We start from the raw sequence: 20,302 nt of genomic DNA on the forward strand, positions 1-20,302 counted from the left end.
TTTAAGCGCCTCCTTTGACAGCCGATAACACTTGCTCCAAAGCAAGACGTCGTGATGCCTTTAGCAATACAACGGTGTCATGTTTCAAATGTGGTCGTACTAACGCGGCTACATCTTCTACTTTTTCTACGTAGTCAATTGCTGCTGACCCATGCTGTTTCTTTAATTCATCGTAAATCCAAAATGCCTTCTCTCCGACACAAATCACATCAGTGATCGGTGCACCAATGGCTTCTGCCACACTTCGATGAAGATTTTCTTCATCAGGCCCTAATTCATAAATATCTCCTAAAACTGCAATTCTCTTGTGAAAACCAGACATTGATTTTACCGTCTCAATTGCAGCTTTCATCGAACTAGGATTCGCATTATAAGCGTCGTTAATAAAGATAGAGCCTTCAGGACCTTCTACTCGTTCAAGCCTCATACCTGTAATCGCCGTTTGCGCTAGACGTGCTTTTATCACGCTATCTGGTACACCTAGTCGCTGTGCAATCCACATGCCATATGCCGCATTTTTCACATTATGCTTGCCAAGTAGAGGCAAATGCCAAAACGACTCATCTAAAAATGAAAAGGTATACCCATCGTTTGTTTGTGTAACATCAGAAATGGTTTTTGTTGCAGCATCACCAAAACCAATTGAAATGGTTTCTTGCTGTCGAAACGACTCTAGCAACGGTTCATCTCCATCCATTACTAACGCTCCGTTAGGCTTTAATCCATCAAGCATTTCCATTTTCGCTTTTGCAATACCTTCTCTTGAACCTAAATGTTCAATGTGCGCTTCCCCGATGTTCGTTACAATCCCTAAATCTGGTCGCGCTAGTTTCGAAAGAAGCGAAATTTCTCCTGCATGATTCATCCCCATCTCAACAACGGCAAACTTGCAATCACGCGGCATTGAAAGCAGCGTCAAAGGTAAACCAATATGGTTATTTAAATTTCCTGCGGTACGATGAACAAATGGTTCTCCACCTAAGAGTTGAAAAACAATATCTTTTGTTGTCGTTTTTCCATTTGATCCTGTAATGCCAATGACATAAGGATTGACAGCATCGCGATAAACTTGAGCTAGCTTTTGAAGCGCCACTAGCGTGTCTTCAACAAAATAAAGTTGAAAATCAGCAGCTAGCCAAGTTGGAACGGGTTCATCTTCTTGCCAAATCGATCCTGTTGCGCCAGATTCGATTGCAGCTTGAAGGTAATGATGGCCATTAAACCGGTCGCCAACGAGCGGAATAAACAGCGCATGCTTCGCTTGTTTTCTTGAATCAGTAGTGACACATTCAAAAGATCGAACGTCATGTTGAATGTTCACCTGTTTTGCAACGGATTCAACCATTTTTGATTCAATCATTTCACTCGCTCCTTTAACGCTGCCCTTGCCACTTCTCGGTCATCAAAATACGTTCGGTTTCGCCCAATTTCTTGGTACGTCTCGTGTCCTTTTCCGGCTATCACAATAATATCATTTTTCTCCGCTTGATTCATGGCGTAATGGATCGCTTCCGTCCGGTCTTCAATTAAACGATATTGATCACGGTCAAGCCCTGACGTCATGTCTTGTAAGATCATTGATGGGTTTTCCGTTCTAGGATTATCAGAAGTGAAAATCGTCTCATCTGCGTATCTCACAGCGATTTCTCCCATAACGGGGCGTTTCGATTTGTCACGATCTCCACCACAACCAACGACTACGCGAACTTTGTTACTTGCAAAGTCTTGAACCGTTTTTAATACATTTTCCAAGCTGTCCGGTGTATGGGCATAGTCTACAATGACGGCAAAATCCTGACCAGAGTCTATAGGCTCAAACCGTCCTGCAATGCCTGAGATGTGCGCTAACCCTTTTTGAATCGTCGGAAGTGAGAATCCTGATACATATGCTGCAGACACAGCCGCTAACACGTTATATACGTTAAATAAGCCAATTAAACTCATTTTTATTTCGACCGATTCTCCAAAGACTGTAAGGGTAAAAGTCGTTCCGTTTGATTCAATGCGCACATCGGAAGCCATTATATCTGCCGGCTTTTTTATTCCGTAAGTGATCAGATCTGCTGTTGTCATTTGAATCAGTTGATCCGCCACTTGATCGTCACTATTAAAGATAGCTGTTTTCCCATCATAAGTGTTACCAAGTTGTGAAAACAGTAAACTCTTTGCGTACATATAGTGATCCATCGTTTGGTGATAATCGATATGATCTGGCGACAAGTTTGTAAAGATCGCAATATCAAAGTCACATCCACGTACGCGCCCTAAGTGAAGAGCATGGGAAGACACTTCCATCAAAGCTGTATCGACTTTTTGATCAACCATTGCCTGGAATCGTTGCTGCAATACGAGCGACTCAGGCGTCGTATTTTTCGTTTCAATCACTTCGTCGCCGACTTTCGTGTACATCGTCCCAATCAAGCCGGTTGTGCGTTGTTCTTGTTTAAAAAGTTGATCTAAAATGTGCGTTACAGATGTTTTGCCGTTTGTTCCTGTTACACCTATCAATTGTAATTTTTTTGTCGGGTTATCATAAAATCGATTCGCAAGCTGTGCCATCACTCGCTTTGTATCACGAACAACGAATACAGGAATAGGAAGATCAAGCTCCTTTTCTGCGATAATCGCGACAGCTCCATTGTCATAAGCGCTTCTAGCAAAATCGTGTCCGTCTACCGTATAACCATTAATACAGAAGAACAATGTTCCAGCACGCACTTCTCGAGAATCCATCTCTAAATGATCAATCTCAATCGCTGCTTCTTTCTCTTCTGTTAGTTTTATGCCTCTAATTTGGTGAAGCAATTCTTCTAGTTTCATTTTTATTGCCTCCAACGTTCAACAATCAATCTTATCCACGTTTCTAGATGTTTAAAGATGAATGAGTAATAAACACACGTCTTTTATTTTAGTCGTTCTCACTCGTTTTGTCACCCATATATACACGGATTGTTGAATCTTTTGGCACTCTAGAACCTGGTTCCGGGGCTTGACGAACGACGACATCTCCTTCTCCAGAGGCAGAAAGACGCAGTTCATAGTGAGATTCATAAATGTCTCTTGTCGTTCGACCAAGTAGATTTGGAACCTCCACTAAACCTTCCTCATCCCATGTTAATTTTTTTTCAATTTGATCGCTTCGTTTCTCCACACCCATCGCCTCTAAACTATCGCCAATAATTTTCCCAGCGATTGGAGCTGCCACTTGGCTACCATACTGCACAGCACCTTTCGCATTATCAATCGCAACATAAACGATAATTTCCGGATCATCCATAGGCGCAACGCCAAGAAAAGAAAGAATGTAATTGTTTTCTAAATAGCGACCGTCTTTTGCTTTTTGTGCAGTCCCCGTTTTTCCACCAACACGATAACCATCAACAAACGCTTTTCCCCCAGACCCTTGCGCAACAACATGTTCCATTGCATACCGCACTTCTTCCGATGTTTCAGGTGAAATGACTTGTCGCTTCATCACTGGATTCGTACGTTCCACTACTTCTCCCGTTATATCATCGACCCATTCTTTGGCAATATAAGGCTCATACAAGTAGCCCCCATTCACAGCTGCTGCAACGGCCGCGACTTGTTGGATTGGCGTCACCGCCACCCCTTGACCAAAAGAAGTTGTCGCTTGCTCTAGCGGCCCTACTCGATCACGGTTAAACAAAATTCCTTTTGCTTCCCCTTGCAAGTCAACGCCAGTTTTTTGCCCAAAACCAAAGTCTTCAATATAGTCAAACAATCGATCTTTCCCTAAACGCTGCCCGAGCTCAACAAACCCCGGGTTACAGGAATTTTGCACGACTTCTAAAAACGTTTGCGAACCATGGCCGCCTCGTTTCCAACAATGCAGTTTGGTACCAGCTACATCCACATAGCCCGGGTCATAGAAATGATCATTATCTAAATCTACGAGATCTTCCTCTAGTGCTGCCGCTAAGGTAATTAACTTAAACGTTGAACCAGGCTCATACTGCATCCATACTGGCTTGTTTTGATTGTAAATTTCTGCAGGGACGTCGCGATAATTCTCAGGATTAAAATGAGGCCGACTACTCATTGCTAAAATTTCCCCATTCTTTGGATTCATCGCAATGGCAATTGCCCCATCCGGATCATATTTCGCTTCGGCAATATCCAACTCTCGTTCCATGATCGTTTGCACTTCGCTATCAATCGTTAATTTTAAATTTAAACCGTTAATCGGCGCTGTATATTCATCTGCCAAATTCGGCATCTTCGTATTTTTTGCTGTTGAATAAAAGGACACATAGCCTTCTTTTCCTTTTAACTTGTCATCGTATACGTATTCAAGCCCTGTCAGTCCTTGATTATCAATGCCAGCAAAGCCAAGCACATGTGACAAGTAACTACCAAACGGATAATGACGCTTTGAATCTTCGGCAATATAAATGCCTTCTAAATTTAACAGTCGGACTTCTTGTGCTGTTTTTTGATCCATTTTCCGACCTTCTGGCCGAATGTATACTTTACTTTCTCTCTTCGTAATGGTTTTGTAGATTTCTTCTTGATTCCCTTTCAATACAGAGGCTAATCTTTCTGCAGCATCAACAGGATCTGTAATTTGTCTAGGAAACGCAACAATCGACGGCGTACTAATATTCGTTGCGAGTTCTACACCATCACGATCCAGTATGTCTCCTCTTTTTGGTTGGAACGGAATGTCTCGACCCCAAGAATCTTCTGCTTTTTCTGTTAACCATAATCCTTGTCCGAACTGCACATATCCTAAACGCGCTCCAATTACTGTAAACACAACAAATCCTACAGCAAACAACAATAGAAGCCGTTTTCTAACGGTCACATTTGAAACTCGCACGGCTCTCCCTCACCTTCTACTCATTAGCATCCTGTCCTATGGTTATCCCTATGAGGCAATCACTAAATTTAGAACGAGCTGTCTGTGAACAACTAGATAAGGGCTTTTACACAGAAAAAAAGACCCCGAGATTAGGAATCTCGAGGTCTTCATCAGTTTCTTAAACTTAAATTGACTACATTTAACTGCTACACTTACTCATCACTTGAGTCTTCTTCGCTCGCTTCGGTTTCCTCTTCCGTCTCATCCACCTCTTGTGGCGGTGTTGATTCAAGGGTTACGGAAACGACATCTCCTTCCGCTATCGTTGTTCCTGCAATCGGTTCTTGCTGGACAACATAGCCACTGCCTGAGTAATCCAGCTCTAAATCAAGTAAATGGACCATTTTTAATACGTCTCTTCTTGACCAGCCACGCATATCAGGGATGGTTTTTTCATCACCATCTGTAATAAGAATGACGGTTTCATCTTCTAGTAATCGCGTACCTGCTTCTGGTTCTTGATGCTCAATTGTATCCCCATCACCAATCACAACCACATCTTTGTCCGCAAGGGTGTCGGTCGCTTGAGACGTCCGTTCTCCAATTGCTTCAATCATATGAAACCCTTGATCTTCTGCTTCTTCTTGTAACTCTTCATCATTCGGTTCTAAGTCAAGGTACGCCATACTACTTTGCATCACGGCATTAAAAATGGTAGACACAGGGTCGTTTCCAGATTGATCTGAACTTAAATTTGGTTTTGTTACGGATACATAGACAACAATATCTGGATCGTCATATGGAGCCATCCCAAGAAACGAATACAAATACTGACCGTGGCCTTTTAAATAGCCACCTTGTTCAGCAATTTGCGCTGTCCCTGTCTTTCCGGCTACCTCTAGACCTTGAATATTGTACTTATTTCCTGTTCCGTGCTCTTCTGTTACAACACCACGGAGCAAATCACGAACGTGAGCAGCAGTTTCTGCTGAGATCGGCTCTCCCACTACTTCACTTTCTCCATGTTGTAACGATTCACCCTCTTCATCCCGTATATCTTGGACGATATACGGTTTCATCATCGTGCCACCGTTGGCAATTGCCGTCGCTCCTTGAATAAGCTGAATCGGCGTCATCGTCGACGTTTGTCCAAACGCTGTTGTTGCTGCATCAAGCCGTCTTCCTTTTTCAAGTCGACCAGGGCTTTCTTGGTCAAGGTCAATACCGGTTGGCTGTGAAAAGCCGAATGCTTCTAAGTATTGATAAAATGGTTCGATCCCTAAATCTTCTAAAACAAGCTTAGACATCAATACATTGGATGAACGATGGAACCCTTCCTCAAACGTGATTTCCCCCCAACCGTCAGGATTAACGTCGTGGATCTTACTGTTCATGTCAATTTCATAATTACCAGATTTAAACATCTGTTCATCATTAAAATATCCTTCTTCAATGGCTGCAGCAACGGTAAACATTTTCAGCGTTGAACCAGGCTCAACCGCATCGGTAACCGCGTAATTCAAATAATTTTCGATTTGCCCGTATTGGTTCGGATTGAAACTCGGACGGTTCGACATCGCCAAGATTTCGCCTGTATTTGCATCTGCAGCAATCGCCGTCATTTTTTCTGGCGCATACTCTAATTCTACTTGAGACATCGCTTGTTCCATAGAGGCTTGGATTCTTGTGTCAATGGTTAACTGAATATCAGCTCCATCTTGAGGCAACGTAATATTTTCTGCTGGTGAATTCACTCTGCCCAATCGACTATATTCAATTGCGCCATCCGTTGATGCTAAATACTCATCTAATCGACCTTCTAAGCCGATATTGTTAATTTCTTCATTGACACTCTGTTGGCCAATCACATGAGAAGCGAACGTTTGTTTAGGATAATAACGACGTGTCGTCTCCTCCATTTGAATACCTGGTAGCTGTAGTTCAACAATGTCTTGCTTCGTTTCATACGGCAAATATCGAGACGTTGGCCCTAATTCAATTTGATAGCGTCCTTCTTCTTTTCCTTTGTCCAGCATGTTCGCCAACTCTTCCACTTCTAATTGAACATAAGGAGCTAGTTGTTCAGCTGTCGCCTCGGTATCTTTGATATAATTTCCTTCGCCTTGATTTTCTGACAATACCGCAAGCACATGGTAGGCTGGAACATCCTCAGCTAACACACTTGCATTTCGGTCTAAAATAGAGCCTCGCTCACTCGGCAATACTTCCGATTGGTTGTAACGCTCTTCTGCCATCGCAACCAAATCGTTCCCCTTTACTTCTTTTGCAAGTTGTATATAAGCGATCCGTCCTACTAAAACAGCAAATACAGCTAAGAAAATAAATAGCAGGACAACAGCTCGCTTGTTTGTAACGGCGCGTTTAATTTCCAATTCGGTTCCTCCTTTAAGAATCTAAAGAAAAAACTAGTTCAAAATTGAACTAGTCATGGTTGCATCCCCATCTCTTTCGCTCGACGCATGACATTCACTGGCGCACTCTCTTCAGCAAGGATTGTTTTTAGACCATCATTTTCCATTGTCAATTCGGTTACTCTCGTTTGTTCAGTTTGAACAGACGTGCTTAACCCGTAAATGTTCGAGTAATTATGTACAATCAAACACAGCATGGCAAATACGACGATTGCTAACAACGTGGCAATCATTTTTTCCCCTAGTGTAATTCTTGCGCGGTAACGAATGACTTGTTTTTCCTTGTGAATTGGGCGTTCCTGTGGCTGTGTGTACGATTGTCTAGCTAACATCCTTTATCCTCCTTTTAATCGAGCCTACCTTTTTTCAATCACACGTAATTTCGCTGAGCGAGAGCGATTATTTTCATTAAGCTCTTCATCTGACGCAACAATTGGTTTTCTCGTCACTAATGTGAACGGTGCTTGTTTATCATCTGGTATAATCGGTAATCCTTTTGGCAAATCCGGAATCGACGTCTTTTCTTTAAACACTTGTTTACACAAACGGTCTTCAAGTGAGTGAAACGTAATAACCGCGATTCGTCCTTTTGGCTTTAACAACTGGAGCGCATCAACAAGAGCGTCTTCAAATGCACCTAATTCATCATTTACGGCGATGCGGATCGCTTGAAACGTCCGTTTTGCAGGATGTCCCCCAGCCCGACGAGCTGGAGCTGGAATCGCATCTTTGATAATTTCGACTAATTCATCGGTTGTTTCAATTGGTGCTTTTTCTCGCACTGCTTCAATTTTTCTCGCAATTTGTTTAGCAAACTTTTCTTCCCCATATCGAGAAATAATGGCCATCAATTTTTGAAAGGTCCACTCATTCACAACATGTTTAGCTGTTAGCTCCGCACGTTGGTCCATCCTCATATCGAGTGGTGCGTTTTGATGGTAGCTAAATCCTCTTTCCGCTTCATCTAATTGAGGAGAAGAAACACCTAAATCAAACAGGATCCCATCGACTTCATAAATACCATGCTCCGCTAATTCCTCTTTCAAGAAACGAAAATTACTCCGGATGAATGTCACTTTATGGAGATGATCTTTCAATACTTCTTTTGCATGATTGATTGCCTTTTCATCTTGGTCAAACGCATAGAGATGGCCTTGATCAAGTTGCTCAACAATTCGCTTGGAATGACCTGCACCACCTAAGGTACAGTCAACGTAAATTCCATCTTTTTTAATGTCCAATTGTTGAACAGATTCTTCTTTTAACACGGTTGTATGTAAAAACATCTTGCACCTAATTCCTTTTTTCAATTTGCTTTAGAGCTATAGATCAAAGTCAACGAGATTCTCCGCAATTTCTGCGAAAGAGTCTTCCGAGTCTGACACATAGTCTTCCCAAAGAGACTTACTCCATACTTCTACTCGGCTTGACACACCTATGACCACACACTCTTTTTCTAATTTAGCATACTCTCGTAAGTGATTCGGAACATTTATTCTTCCTTGTTTATCCAATTCACACTCTGCAGCACCTGAAAAAAAGAATCGAGTGAACGCACGGGCATCTTTTTTTGTAAAAGGGAGTTCTTTTAATTGGCCTTCAAGCTTGTCCCACTCTGCTTTTGGATAGACAAATAAGCAGTGATCCAGGCCTCTTGTTACAACAAATGAAGGGCCGAGTGGTTCTCTGAATTTGGCAGGAACGATCATACGGCCTTTATCATCAATGGTATGCCGATATTCGCCTAGAAACATACGCTGCCAACCTCCCACCACTTTCTCCCCTAAACTTACCACAAAGCCCCACTTTGTACCACTCTGAAGTGCACATTTCCACGAAATAAAAAAAAATCCTGCATTCCTACAGGATTTTCCGTTGATTTTTTTATTGACAAGCACTGACAAGATTAGATGTAAATTAAAAGGTGACGATATGAATCTCCATCTAATTCATCTATGAAGCGTTGGATGCTGTCGGTCCCTGCAAGGTTTAACAGAATAATTGGGTTTAAAATTCGTTCTTGCAAACTAGAAAAAGGGTGCAGCCAGCGAATCGCTTCATCATATTTTTTCAATTCTGTTTCGTAGCGACGGTTTATTTCTTTATTCATAAATGCTTTGAGACGATCTAATTGATCTTCTATGAAGGCTTTGTTTTTTAAACTGAGATCATAAACCGTTGGATCCATTTCTTTCGCCAGCTCTCGTAACGGAAGATGAGCGTCTTCCATTTGCTGCTGAGCACGCTGAATCTGACTTTCAATTTCAAATGAGTGTTGCCGATCAAGCCATTGTTGCTTTAGCAGTGGGCCATCTCCGTTAATATAGGCTCCAGGGTCTTCGTTTTTGTCAGCTAAATGTTTTTCAACAGATCTTGGTACAATCGTTGCTGAAAACCGCTGCACCACAGGGGTCATATTAAATTCAAAGCATGAGAAGCAATCTTTTAACGCGCCCCAATACGCAATCTCTCCTGGTCCGCCTACAAAAGCAAGCGTTGGCAACAACCATTCTTGCATAAGCGGTCTTGTGACCACATTGTTACTAAACCTTTCAGGATGTTCATCAAGTTCTGCTAGTAGTTCCGATTTCGAGAATCGTATCGATGTTTCTGAAATGTAAAAGATCTCGTCACTATAGTTAAGTCGGTGGCGTTTTCCATCTACTGTATAAAAAAGATGGGCATTGTCATGATCTGTATCGATTGGTTTCTGATAACCTTGTTCTGCAAATCGTGCTTCTCCATTGATGTAGGCCGTTTGCAAGTCTTCCACACGGTCAATAAGGCTTTTGAAAAATGGCTTTTCAATTGTTCTTAACGCTTTATCATCACTATCTAAATACAGCAAGCCTTCTTCTGCAAACAAGTCGTGCATCATCGCCATAAAAAAGTCAACATACGTACCGGCATGCTTGGCATGCTGTTCAACTTTTTCTTTTAACCCAGCGGTATGGCTCGTTTCAGGTAGCGCTGAAAATAACTCACTAATTAGATGTTGAAGTTCTGCTTGTGGTAAACCCTTTTTGGAAGCAGACGTCCCGTCCACTTCATCCGTAAGCAATCGTTTTTTCCATTTCGCTGCTTCTGGTTTATAGATTGTTCGCACTTCATCCAAATCATGGTCTTCCCCTGCAATCCAAAACAATGGGACAACTGGACGACCTAACTTTTTTTCATAGGATTTCGCAAGTACAACGACCGTTACTGCTTTATAGACACTGTATAAAGGGCCAGTAAATAAGCCAGCTTGCTGTCCACCAACAACAACCATCGCATCTTCTTGTTTTAATTTATGTAATTGCTCCTCGATTTTTTTTCGATTCGGAAGGCTTTCCATATTCCGTTCCAAATACCTAATAACATCTTGTTTATGCGTAAAACGACGCTCCGTTAAATCTTGACATCGTTTTTGTAACCAATGCTTATCCGATGGGATGTAAGAAAAAAAGTCAGCCATTTGCTCTCGACTTTTTTCATAATCGGCGGCGAAGCCTTTTAAGGTATTCTCACTAAGCTCCTCAATTTTCATAGCAAATCTTCTCCTCATCAGCCATTTTCCATATCCGCTTACCATCATAGCAAAAACAGGTGACACAACCAAATAAGTTGCTTCATCATCTCCTATTTGTACATCGCTTGCTTTCCCTGCAACAGCTCGTACAATAAAGACAGCATCGGAATTGGAAGTTGACGCTCCTGCCCTTTCTTTAAAAGGTACCCAACGATCCCATCCAGTTCTAGCGGACGTTCGTGTCGTAAGTCCGTTAACATCGACGATTGATTTTCTTTCGTTTGTTCGCAAATGCGCTTTAATTCTCGCCACTTTTCATCTCGATCACGACGTTTTAACACCAGCATCACTTCTAGAAAGCAACGTTCCATCGCTTGCTCATAAAAAGGATTTTCGATTAATCCTCCATTTTTTACGTTCAACAACGCTGTTAACGGATTGATGCACGCATTCATAATTAACTTTGATTCTAGCATATCTTTATAGTCACTCTGCCATTCAAATAAAAGGCGTTTGGGCGTAATAAGAGTAGTAAAGTCAAACAATCCATCTGCAGATCCATTACGAAACGCAGCGATTTTCACTCTTCCTTCTCCTTTCACATGTACAAGATTTGGTTTATCAACATCTTTCAGTAATCCATATTCAACAATTCCGACGTAAACAGGCTCCGTAAGCTGTTCAATGAGTTGCAAGTGCTCCATTCCATTTTGCAAAAATAGCCAGCGGGCTCCCTTTACATCCAGTCCGCGGTATTCTTCTACTACCCGTTTAACTTGGTAGGACTTCACACAGACAATAATTAAATCATACGTTTCGTCTACGGACCTTTTAACTAAAACGTCCATTGCATCATCGTCTTTGTCTTTTCGCTTAACCTTAACCCCTTCCGCTTCTATAAGAGAAACAGTTTGTTTGCTTCGCATAAATAACGACACGTCCACCTGTTCGCTTCGCAGAGTCGCAGCTATAAATAACCCAACAGCACCTGCGCCAATCACAGCAATATTCATCTTTCCACCACCACTACATTTTGAATACTTCCTATTATACGTGGTCACTGATTGTTTTTAAATTGACAAACATGTTTGTTTTTAATGCGCTTCCATTCAATTTATAGTAAAATAAAGAAGAACACATCAGTGGAGCAGGAGGTTTATACACAATGATTAAAGTTGAACGACTACTAATTAATTATAAGACTTTAGAAGAATTTAAACACTTTCGTGAATATGGTGCAGCTGAACTATCGATGAAAGACGATTTAAATCAGAGCATCGTTGATAATGATAGTGAATCTCCTTTTTACGGAATTTATTACGGCAAAAAACTTGTTGCACGAATGAGTCTGTATCAAATTGACGGAAACTTCGATCAGTATTTTGACCCTCCACAAGATTATTTAGAATTATGGAAGCTTGAAGTGCTAGAGCCTTATCGGGGTCAAGGGTATGGTCGTGCCTTAATTGATTTTGCCAAAAGCTTTGAGATTCCAGTTAAAACAAACGCGCGCCAAAGCACAGGCGAATTTTGGTCAAAGTTAGGGTTCGAACCAATTACGTATCAAGAAGAGCGCGACCGTGGCGAAAGCCCTTACGTTTGGTTTCCTTCCGGCGTGTTTGAACAAAAGAAGCCAAAACCGAGACAAACACAATCCCAAGAGTAAGAAAAAAACAGCCCCGTGTCTTCACGTGGCTGTTTTATAATGTCTTTTCAAGCAAACTATGATTCGTTAGCTTTCGAGCACGATCCATAATTTCTAGCAGAGAGCGATAGTCCTGCGTAATCACATTCTTTTCTTTTTCTACTTTTTCAAGCTTTTCTTTTAACATTTCATTTTCCGCTTTAAGCATACTTGCATCCTCTACATCTTGCTTTGCTTTCATTGATTGTAAGTAATCAATCACTGCATCTAAATCTAAAGGCTTTTCTTGTGAAACCTCTTCTACATGATCGATTGGTGCTGCTTCAATTCTTTCTGGCTCATGCTGATACACCATTTCTGAATCTGACTTTGCTTTTTCCTTCTTTAGTACCGTACGTTTTTTCTTCGCCATATTTACTTCTGCTGTATATTTTTTTCGGATTGTTGAATTCCATCTAAATCCACACGCTGCACTCGTTCGAGAAAGTGTTTCTGCAACTTCTTCAAATGCTGCTAGCTGCGTACTTCCTTCCCTAATATGACGCAATACGGTGTCAGCTAAAAGTAAATCATCTTCATGCGACCATGCATCTTGACGATTTGCCGTCATGTTTAGCCCCTCCCTTTCCTTATCCACTTAAACCGTAGTTAAGTCTATGCCCCAACTTACAGAAATAGACGTTTCTATTAAAACATCATCTCCAAGTCTACTCTTGCTTATACAAAAAAAAGAAAGCCATCGAATGGCTTTCTTTTTATTTTGAAGCTACTTTTTCACCTTTGTAAGAACCACACTCTTTGCAGACGCGGTGAGAAAGTTTGTACTCTCCACAATCTGGGCATTCTACCATACCTGGTACTTCTAGTTTAAGATGCGTACGACGCTTCGCTTTTCTAGTCTTAGATGTTCTTCTAAATGGAACTGCCATGTTTATTACACCTCCTTAAAATTAAATCGAAGAATAGCGCTTATTTTTCATCAAAGAATTTCGCCAAGTCTGCTAGCCTTGGGTCAATTTGGTCACTGTTCTTCTCATCTGAAACCAATTCCCAATCCTTCCCAGAAGAAGGAGCAGGTGTTTCGGTTGGTTTATCAGCGAACACTTGCATAGGAATTTCTACAAGAATACGCTCTTGTATCATATGAGATAAATCAATCACATCACCCGAATACGTGAAAACATCTTCTTCCCTTAAATGAGAAGGAGGCATTTCACCCTCTGGGACAAAATGAGCTTGACCCTTTATTTCATATGGCCATTCGACATCCGCTAATGTTCGGGAACAAGGTAAAACCAAATGCCCCTTCACAGCAAAATCAAACGAAAACACGTTTCGACTTGCATTTGCTGTCCCTTTAAAGGAAACAGGACTTGCGGCTCGAACATCCTGGTGTTCTTTTAATTGATCTTCCAACGTTACATTTTCATCAAAATGAAACGATTCATTTCGCGCTTGTTGAAGAGCTTGAACGGTCCATTTCATGTATCCTCACCTCATAGGCAACAAAAATCATTATAAGTCTCAACGACAGGAATGTCAACCTTATTTCTTTACAGCAAAAGCCTTTTATTCTCTGCCATTATTCTTGTATAATGTAGCCACAGACGACTAATATTTAGTTTATCACGAGAACGTTTTTCATGCAAAAAAAGGAGGGTTTGAATGAAAGCCGTCGGTCTTGTAGTTGAATATAATCCGTTTCATAATGGTCATTTGCATCACGTGTTACAAGCAAAAGAAGATACACAAGCAGACGTGGTAGTAGCCGTTATGAGCGGATCATTTTTACAAAGAGGAGAGCCAGCGCTGCTTTCTAAAAGGGTTCGAGCGGAAATGGCGCTCCGAACAGGCGTTGATGTTGTGGTCGAACTTCCTTATGGATACGCTGTTCAAACCGCTCCCTATTTCGCAGAAGGGGCGGTTCGGATTCTGTCAGCGTTATGCTGCTCTTCGCTTCACTTCGGCAGTGAAGAAGGGGAAATCAAGCGATTTACAGAACTTGCGACTTTTATACGTACCCATAAGGCTGAATACGACACTTATGTACGACACTTTTTAAAACAAGGCTTCTCGTACCCTAAAGCAAGCGCCGATGCCTTTTCTTCTTTAGCTGGTTCTGACAAACAGCTACCGTTAAACCAGCCAAATAATATTCTTGGCTTCCATTATGTTCAACAACTCTATGCCCAAAACACATCAATGCAGCCTTTTACAACAAAACGTATTGTGGCAAACTATCACGACGAAGATCTAGGAGCCCATTCAATTGCAAGCGCTACAAGTATTCGCCACGCGCTTAATCAAAATGAAGCAGTTGAACGCGTCTTACCACCTTATTCACGGTTATTATTGGACAACTTTAAAGAAGAACATGGTCAGTTTCACTTTTGGGAAGCCTATTTTCCTTACCTCAAGTATCAAATGTTAATCCGTAGCCCGGAAGAGTTAAAAGAGATTGCTGAATGTGAAGAAGGTTTGGAGTACCGATTAATCGAAACAGGGAAAGAAGCAACCACTTTTCAAGACTGGATCAATCGATTGAAAACAAAGCGATATACGAGTACAAGACTACAACGTTTGTTTGTACATTTATTAACAGGAACGACCAAAAATCAAATCGAAGCAGCACGTTTAGAAGGCGATCATTCTTACATTCGTTTACTTGGCATGAGTCACAAGGGAAGACAGTATTTAAACGAGCATAAAAAAAGCTTCACCCTCCCTGTCATTACAAGAGAAGCTGAATTAAAGCATTACGGCACATTAGGTGCTCTTGACCAACGTGCCACGAATTGCTATTGGTTAACAAAACCAGCATCTCTTCATGCAAAGACAATCGAGCGTGAATTTAAAGCGACACCGAGTTACATAAAAGATGAATAACCTTAGAATCAAACGTTGATTTCTTTCTTAACTAAAATCGCCGCATAACCCTTAGCTGAGGTCTGTGCGACGATTTTTTTTAAGCCCTACTATTCATCTTGTAGCGTTTCTAAAAAGGCCAACGCTTCTTCAAACGTCTGGATGGGCACAATTTCCATATCTGTGTTAATGGATTCTGCTGCTGCACGTGCATCTTCATAGTTATTTCCACTTGTTGGAACGAGGAAATAATCGGCACCTGCTTGATCGGAAGCGACTACTTTTTGATTTGCACCACCGATGGAACCCACTTCCCCATCTTCATTGATCGTTCCTGTTCCAGCAATGTGATAGCCAGCAGTTAAATCGATCTCTTCTAATTGACTATAGACTTCCAATGCGAAGATAAGACCCGCTGAAGGTCCCCCTATTGCCCCTGCGGTAATGTCAACCTCTGGCGTGAATGTCGTTGTACGAACCGTTTCCACTGAAACTCCTACGCCAACGCGGTCATTATCCATGTTAAATTCGTCCGGAAACGAGGAAAATTCAAGGTTTTTCATGAGGGTTTCTTCTTCTCGTTCAAACGTCAGCGTGACAATGTCTCCTTCAGAAAACATGGCTAGTGAATCAATTAGCGCTTCACTTGTTTCAATTGCTTCCCCATCGACGTGGGTAATAATGTCACCAGGCTCCAACTGTTCATCAGCTGACATTCCTTCTGTGGTGCCTACAACATAAACACCCGTATACTCAATCTCCACTTCCCCTACTTCAGACGCTTGATAGGCTGCAATTTTTGCATCATCTTGAGAATTTGCCATTAACAACTGTTGTCGCTGGTCATATTCTTCATCTGTCATGCCAGACGGGGCTGGATTAAGAGAGCGAAATTCACTAAACCACGACCACGCCGCTAATGCCGGTGTCGCTTTTGCGCTTCGAACCGTCGTTAACATAAAGGTTCCTTCATCATCTTTATTTCCATCTGTTACATCGACCATCTCTTCTACAGATTGCGCTAATCCTGGTTGACTATAGTAGTACGGCAGTTCAAAACGAACAATGACGAGTAAGACAACGAGAAGGACGAGCCATTTTACCCATGGAAATGACTTTCGCTTTTGTTCCATTCTTTACCTCCACTGCTTCATTCTATCTTTGATTTCAGGCAAAACGTTTTGGCATGCCTGCTCACCCTGTTCAATCAGTGTCTCCGTTTCGGAAAAGTCTAACGGAGAAGAATGTTTAATAATGGGACGAATCATAATGTCCCCTTGCTCTTTTTGTTTGCGCGCTAATTCCCTGCCCATAATATCCATTGTTTGCATAACAATTTCATGAATAGATGGCGTTTTTAAATGGGAGCGAAAAAAAGATACGTCCACCCCAATAACAATGTCTGCACCCATTTCACGCGCCACCGATACTGGTACTCGTTCCACCACCCCACCATCAACAAGTAATTGATCGTTCCACTTGACCGGTACAAAAATACCTGGGATGGACATGCTTGCTCGGACTGCTTTTGCTACATCTCCATCAGCTAGAATGACTCGATTTCCTGTTAACAAATCAGTCGCTACGACACGAACCTCTTTATCGAGCTCTTTGAACGTTTTTTGCTTCGCTAATATCCGAACTAAACTTTCAATCTTATCACCAGCAATTAAGCCTTGCCTCGAAACGGTAAAATCTAAGTAAAATTTATTTTTAAATAGCTTTGCAAAGCGCTCCATATGCTCAATGGAATGTCCGACTCCATACATCGCTGCCACTAGAGCACCCATGCTGCTTCCTGCGAGAAAATCAATGTGAATCCCCGCCTTCTCTAGGGCACGAAGAACACCAATATGCGCAAAGCCTCGCGCGCCACCAGAGCCTAATGCCAGTCCAATTCTAGGGCGATTGACTTCCACATGAGTCCCTCCTTTTCTCCTGATGCACTTCCTTACATCTGCTTTTAATCTTATGGTCTAAACAAAATTCGTATGCGTATATTTATATGGACATGCTTTTGTTTGCTAGCCACAGTAAAGGAGTCCTGAATGCATGCATGAAGCACGAAAAACCTCTCTAATTAAATCCGCCATCTTTGCTATGGCAGCAATTATTTTAGCTCTCTCGCTCGTTCTTTTTCCGAAAGAGGCTCTAGATGCGTCCACACGAGGACTAGATATGTGGTGGAACGTTGTCTTTCCGTCATTATTGCCCTTTTTTATCGTATCTGAACTGCTTATCGGATTTGGCGTTGTCGCTTTTCTAGGTGTCGTTCTTGAACCGCTAATGCGACCCCTTTTTAAAGTACCGGGAATTGGTGGCTTTGTTTGGGCGATGGGACTCGCAAGCGGAAACCCAGCTGGCGCTAAATTAGCTGTGCAAATGCGTAAACTTGGAAAAATTACGCGTATCGAGGGGGAGCGACTTGCAGGTTTTACGAATTCTTCAAATCCCTTATTTATTTTTGGTGCGATTGCCGTCGGTTTTTTTCATAATCCAGCTTTAGGGATGATTCTGGCTCTTGCTCATTATGTCGGCAATTTATTTGTCGGTTTCTTGTTTCGCTTCTACGGAAAAGAAACAGAAACGTTAACACGCACACACGGAAAGAAGCGTTTAAACATAACCGATGCATTTGCCGCCCTCCACCAAGAACGAATAAATGATGGTCGAACGATCGGAAAACTCCTGGGAGATGCCGTTCGTTCATCAATTGAAACGTTACTGTTAATCGGAGGATTTATTATTTTGTTCTCCGTTTTAAATCAACTATTAAGCTTATTAGGAATAATATCCATCATTGCTTTTTTCGTCAGTTATCTTTTCGGCCATATTGGGTTGTCTCCGGAACTAGCTCACGCCTTTATTTCTGGTTTATTCGAAATCACAATCGGTGCTCAAATCATTAGTGAAACAACATCGGCTGATTTTCTATCTCAAATCATTGTCGTTTCATTTATTCTTGGCTTTGGCGGATTCTCTATTCAAGCACAAGTTGCCAGCATACTTGCTGAATCGGACATACGCTTTCGACCTTTTCTCTTAGCGAGGGTGTTACAAGGGTTTTTTGCAGCTTGTCTTGTCGTTGTCTTTTATCATTTATTATACAAACCGCTAACAGATGAAGTGAGCGGTCCTGACAACGGGATGCTCCCAACATTAGCAGAAACTGTATGGCATACGTTTCTTGATTGGTCGCCATACATAACGTTTTTCTTCCTCGGCTTATTTATCGTACTCAAAATTCCTAACGTAAAAAAAGACGATCGCTTGAGCTAGAAACCTTATGGATTAGACTCTTTAATTGCGTTAGGCAACGACTGATTATTTTTTTGCATATACACGGGTTAACGCATCAGCAACAGCTGCGGGCACGAGCGAGGACACATCTCCGCCGTAGCTCGCCGCTTCCTTTACAATCGTAGAGCTCACATAACTATACTCAGGCTTTGTCATTAGAAAAAGCGTGTCTACACCTGGAACAATGGTTTTGTTCATTGCAGCAATATTATGTTCGTAATCATAATCTGTGCTCGAGCGTAAGCCACGTATAATCGCTGTGGCACCATTATTTTTTGCGTAATCAACAAGTAACCCCGTAAACGGCTCCACTGTTAAATTAGAAATGTGGGCAGTTGCTTGTTTTAATAAATCGACTCGCTCTTCTAAAGAGAAAAGTGGCGTTTTTTTACTATTCACAGAAACAACAATAATTAATTCGTCAAACTGATTCGCCGCTCGTTCAAATAAGTCAATATGTCCATTCGTAACAGGGTCAAAACTACCTGAACTAACTGCTTTCCTCATCCACTTGCACCCTTTCATATATCGTTATTTTTGTTTCTCCATATCGTTCCGATCGAATAATAGGTAAACGCTCAAAATGAGGCAACTCGCTTGATACGGCTGTTTCACAAACGATGAGCCCTCCTCGTTCCAACACTTCACTACGATCGATTTTTTCTAGCGCATCTTTTATGTATAGCTCTGCCTTTGCATATGGAGGATCAATCAATATTAGTTGAAAGGTTTCATCGCGGCTAATGCATGCTTTTAGGCCTCTCAAACTGTCATTTTTATAAACAGTGGCTTTTTCGCTTAATTTTGTATGGGCTAAATTGGTTTGTATCGTTTGCACGGCTTGATGTTGTGCTTCAATAAAAAATCCTTTATCCATTCCTCGGCTTAACGCTTCAATTCCAAGGGCTCCACTGCCTGCAAATAAATCAAGCACATGTCCCCCTTCAAAATAAGGCCCAATCATATTAAAGATCGATTCTTTCACTTTATCTGTTGTTGGCCTTGTCTGTTTTCCAGGAACAGGTTTAAGTTTTAACCCACCTTGTTCACCTGAGATTACCCTCACATCATCACCCTATCCTATGAATTAATGAATACATGTATAACGCATGCGTTTCTTGTACATACTAAATCTAGCAACACAGAACGTGTTGCGACAACCGCGGAGAAGACTTACATTTCCCCATAAGATCTTCCTCCGGTTTCTCCTCTCCCATTGCCATGTGGATCATGGCAAGGCATTCTTCTTCGTGAAGAATGCCTTTTTTTATCGACACTCGACCAAAGAAATGGTATGATGCAAGCGATTCTAGAGAAGGAAGTAGGAAGAAAAGATGAACCAACGCGTCATTAAACTAGGTAATGGTCACGCTGATTTCTTTGAACTGATGGAACTTGCGTCATCAAACAAAACTCGTTTACTTGCTTGTTTTCAGCTTCAAACGTTAGAAGACCGCTTGTCTCTCGGGATTGTGTTCAAACCTGCTCGTCATCCGTCTACCTTTATGCCCATTTACCTTTGTCTTGAAGGCTTTAAACCAGATAGTAAAAGAGTACAACAATTTACAGCCTTTGCACACCAAGAAGACCTCACCGTTCATACAGTTGCTGTAAAGGCAATCGATCAATTTTTTGATGAAGACCAGTATGCTCGCTACCTAATCGGACTGTTACGATCACAGCGAGTCATTCCTCCCATGAGTTAAAAAATAAACCAGACGTTC

20 protein-coding genes are annotated in these 20,302 nt (G+C 41.7%); 4 read left to right on the forward strand and 16 right to left on the reverse strand.

Annotated elements, in window-relative coordinates:
• Position 1: 1 nt before the first annotated feature.
• The 9 genes from ABC361_RS12125 to ABC361_RS12165 form a co-directional block, all read right to left on the reverse strand.
• Positions 2–1,360, reverse strand: a complete 1,359-nt coding sequence (locus tag ABC361_RS12125; protein ID WP_413074213.1) for a UDP-N-acetylmuramoyl-tripeptide--D-alanyl-D-alanine ligase — start codon at positions 1,358–1,360, stop codon at positions 2–4.
• Complete coding sequence (locus ABC361_RS12130) at positions 1,357–2,820, reverse strand: UDP-N-acetylmuramoyl-L-alanyl-D-glutamate--2,6-diaminopimelate ligase (protein ID WP_413074214.1); 1,464 nt, start codon at positions 2,818–2,820, stop codon at positions 1,357–1,359. The genes ABC361_RS12125 and ABC361_RS12130 overlap by 4 nt, the downstream gene beginning before the upstream one ends.
• Positions 2,821–2,908: 88 nt before the next feature.
• On the reverse strand, positions 2,909–4,843 hold the full coding sequence (locus tag ABC361_RS12135; RefSeq protein ID WP_413074215.1) for a stage V sporulation protein D: 1,935 nt from the start codon (positions 4,841–4,843) through the stop codon (positions 2,909–2,911).
• Positions 4,844–5,037: 194 nt separating this feature from the next.
• Positions 5,038–7,218: a penicillin-binding protein gene (locus tag ABC361_RS12140; RefSeq protein ID WP_413074216.1), complete on the reverse strand. Its 2,181-nt coding sequence runs from the start codon at positions 7,216–7,218 to the stop codon at positions 5,038–5,040.
• 53 nt (positions 7,219–7,271) lie between these two features.
• Positions 7,272–7,589: a cell division protein FtsL gene (locus ABC361_RS12145; RefSeq protein WP_413074217.1), complete on the reverse strand. Its 318-nt coding sequence runs from the start codon at positions 7,587–7,589 to the stop codon at positions 7,272–7,274.
• Positions 7,590–7,613: 24 nt separating this feature from the next.
• Positions 7,614–8,543 (reverse strand): 16S rRNA (cytosine(1402)-N(4))-methyltransferase RsmH, encoded by a 930-nt coding sequence (gene rsmH, locus ABC361_RS12150; RefSeq protein WP_413074218.1) that lies wholly within the window; start codon positions 8,541–8,543, stop codon positions 7,614–7,616.
• Positions 8,544–8,579: 36 nt separating this feature from the next.
• On the reverse strand, positions 8,580–9,011 hold the full coding sequence (mraZ, locus tag ABC361_RS12155) for a division/cell wall cluster transcriptional repressor MraZ (RefSeq protein ID WP_413074219.1): 432 nt from the start codon (positions 9,009–9,011) through the stop codon (positions 8,580–8,582).
• Positions 9,012–9,163: 152 nt separating this feature from the next.
• On the reverse strand, positions 9,164–10,786 hold the full coding sequence (bshC, locus tag ABC361_RS12160) for a bacillithiol biosynthesis cysteine-adding enzyme BshC (RefSeq protein WP_413074220.1): 1,623 nt from the start codon (positions 10,784–10,786) through the stop codon (positions 9,164–9,166).
• A 92-nt stretch (positions 10,787–10,878) separates the two neighbouring features.
• The gene (locus ABC361_RS12165) at positions 10,879–11,781 is read right to left on the reverse strand and encodes a 2-dehydropantoate 2-reductase (protein ID WP_413074221.1); all 903 of its coding nucleotides are present in this window, start codon (positions 11,779–11,781) and stop codon (positions 10,879–10,881) included.
• A gap of 152 nt (positions 11,782–11,933) precedes the next feature.
• On the opposite strand from ABC361_RS12165, the gene ABC361_RS12170 reads away from it, so the two are divergent.
• Entirely contained in the window at positions 11,934–12,434 is a 501-nt protein-coding gene (locus ABC361_RS12170; protein WP_413074222.1) for an N-acetyltransferase, read from the forward strand.
• A 34-nt stretch (positions 12,435–12,468) separates the two neighbouring features.
• On the opposite strand, the gene ABC361_RS12175 is transcribed toward ABC361_RS12170, so the two are convergent.
• The 3 genes from ABC361_RS12175 to ABC361_RS12185 all read right to left on the reverse strand — a co-directional run bounded on the left by ABC361_RS12175 (position 12,469) and on the right by ABC361_RS12185 (position 13,898).
• Complete coding sequence (locus ABC361_RS12175) at positions 12,469–13,023, reverse strand: RsfA family transcriptional regulator (protein ID WP_413074223.1); 555 nt, start codon at positions 13,021–13,023, stop codon at positions 12,469–12,471.
• A 145-nt stretch (positions 13,024–13,168) separates the two neighbouring features.
• On the reverse strand, positions 13,169–13,342 hold the full coding sequence (rpmF, locus tag ABC361_RS12180) for a 50S ribosomal protein L32 (RefSeq protein WP_099301159.1): 174 nt from the start codon (positions 13,340–13,342) through the stop codon (positions 13,169–13,171).
• 40 nt (positions 13,343–13,382) lie between these two features.
• The gene (locus tag ABC361_RS12185) at positions 13,383–13,898 is read right to left on the reverse strand and encodes a YceD family protein (protein ID WP_413074224.1); all 516 of its coding nucleotides are present in this window, start codon (positions 13,896–13,898) and stop codon (positions 13,383–13,385) included.
• Positions 13,899–14,078: 180 nt separating this feature from the next.
• On the opposite strand from ABC361_RS12185, the gene ABC361_RS12190 reads away from it, so the two are divergent.
• Positions 14,079–15,299, forward strand: coding sequence for a nucleotidyltransferase (locus ABC361_RS12190; protein WP_413074225.1), 1,221 nt, complete (start codon positions 14,079–14,081; stop codon positions 15,297–15,299).
• Between the two features lie 89 nt (positions 15,300–15,388).
• Here ABC361_RS12190 and ABC361_RS12195 read toward each other — a convergent pair whose 3' ends face one another.
• Both ABC361_RS12195 and ABC361_RS12200 read right to left on the reverse strand, forming a co-directional pair.
• Complete coding sequence (locus ABC361_RS12195; RefSeq protein ID WP_413074226.1) at positions 15,389–16,411, reverse strand: SepM family pheromone-processing serine protease; 1,023 nt, start codon at positions 16,409–16,411, stop codon at positions 15,389–15,391.
• Between the two features lie 3 nt (positions 16,412–16,414).
• Complete coding sequence (locus ABC361_RS12200) at positions 16,415–17,197, reverse strand: patatin-like phospholipase family protein (RefSeq protein WP_413074227.1); 783 nt, start codon at positions 17,195–17,197, stop codon at positions 16,415–16,417.
• A 133-nt stretch (positions 17,198–17,330) separates the two neighbouring features.
• Between ABC361_RS12200 and ylbJ the strand changes: the two genes are divergently transcribed.
• Positions 17,331–18,557, forward strand: coding sequence for a sporulation integral membrane protein YlbJ (gene ylbJ, locus ABC361_RS12205; RefSeq protein WP_413074228.1), 1,227 nt, complete (start codon positions 17,331–17,333; stop codon positions 18,555–18,557).
• A gap of 45 nt (positions 18,558–18,602) precedes the next feature.
• On the opposite strand, the gene coaD is transcribed toward ylbJ, so the two are convergent.
• Both coaD and rsmD read right to left on the reverse strand, forming a co-directional pair.
• Positions 18,603–19,085, reverse strand: coding sequence for a pantetheine-phosphate adenylyltransferase (gene coaD, locus ABC361_RS12210; RefSeq protein ID WP_413074229.1), 483 nt, complete (start codon positions 19,083–19,085; stop codon positions 18,603–18,605).
• Positions 19,069–19,644, reverse strand: coding sequence for a 16S rRNA (guanine(966)-N(2))-methyltransferase RsmD (rsmD, locus tag ABC361_RS12215; protein ID WP_413074230.1), 576 nt, complete (start codon positions 19,642–19,644; stop codon positions 19,069–19,071). The genes coaD and rsmD overlap by 17 nt, the downstream gene beginning before the upstream one ends.
• A gap of 268 nt (positions 19,645–19,912) precedes the next feature.
• On the opposite strand from rsmD, the gene ABC361_RS12220 reads away from it, so the two are divergent.
• Positions 19,913–20,284, forward strand: a complete 372-nt coding sequence (locus tag ABC361_RS12220; RefSeq protein ID WP_413074231.1) for a DUF7147 family protein — start codon at positions 19,913–19,915, stop codon at positions 20,282–20,284.
• Positions 20,285–20,302 lie beyond the last annotated feature (18 nt).

It is taken from the genome of Shouchella phoenicis, from assembly GCF_047238345.1.
Lineage (GTDB): Bacteria > Bacillota > Bacilli > Bacillales > Bacillaceae_D > Shouchella.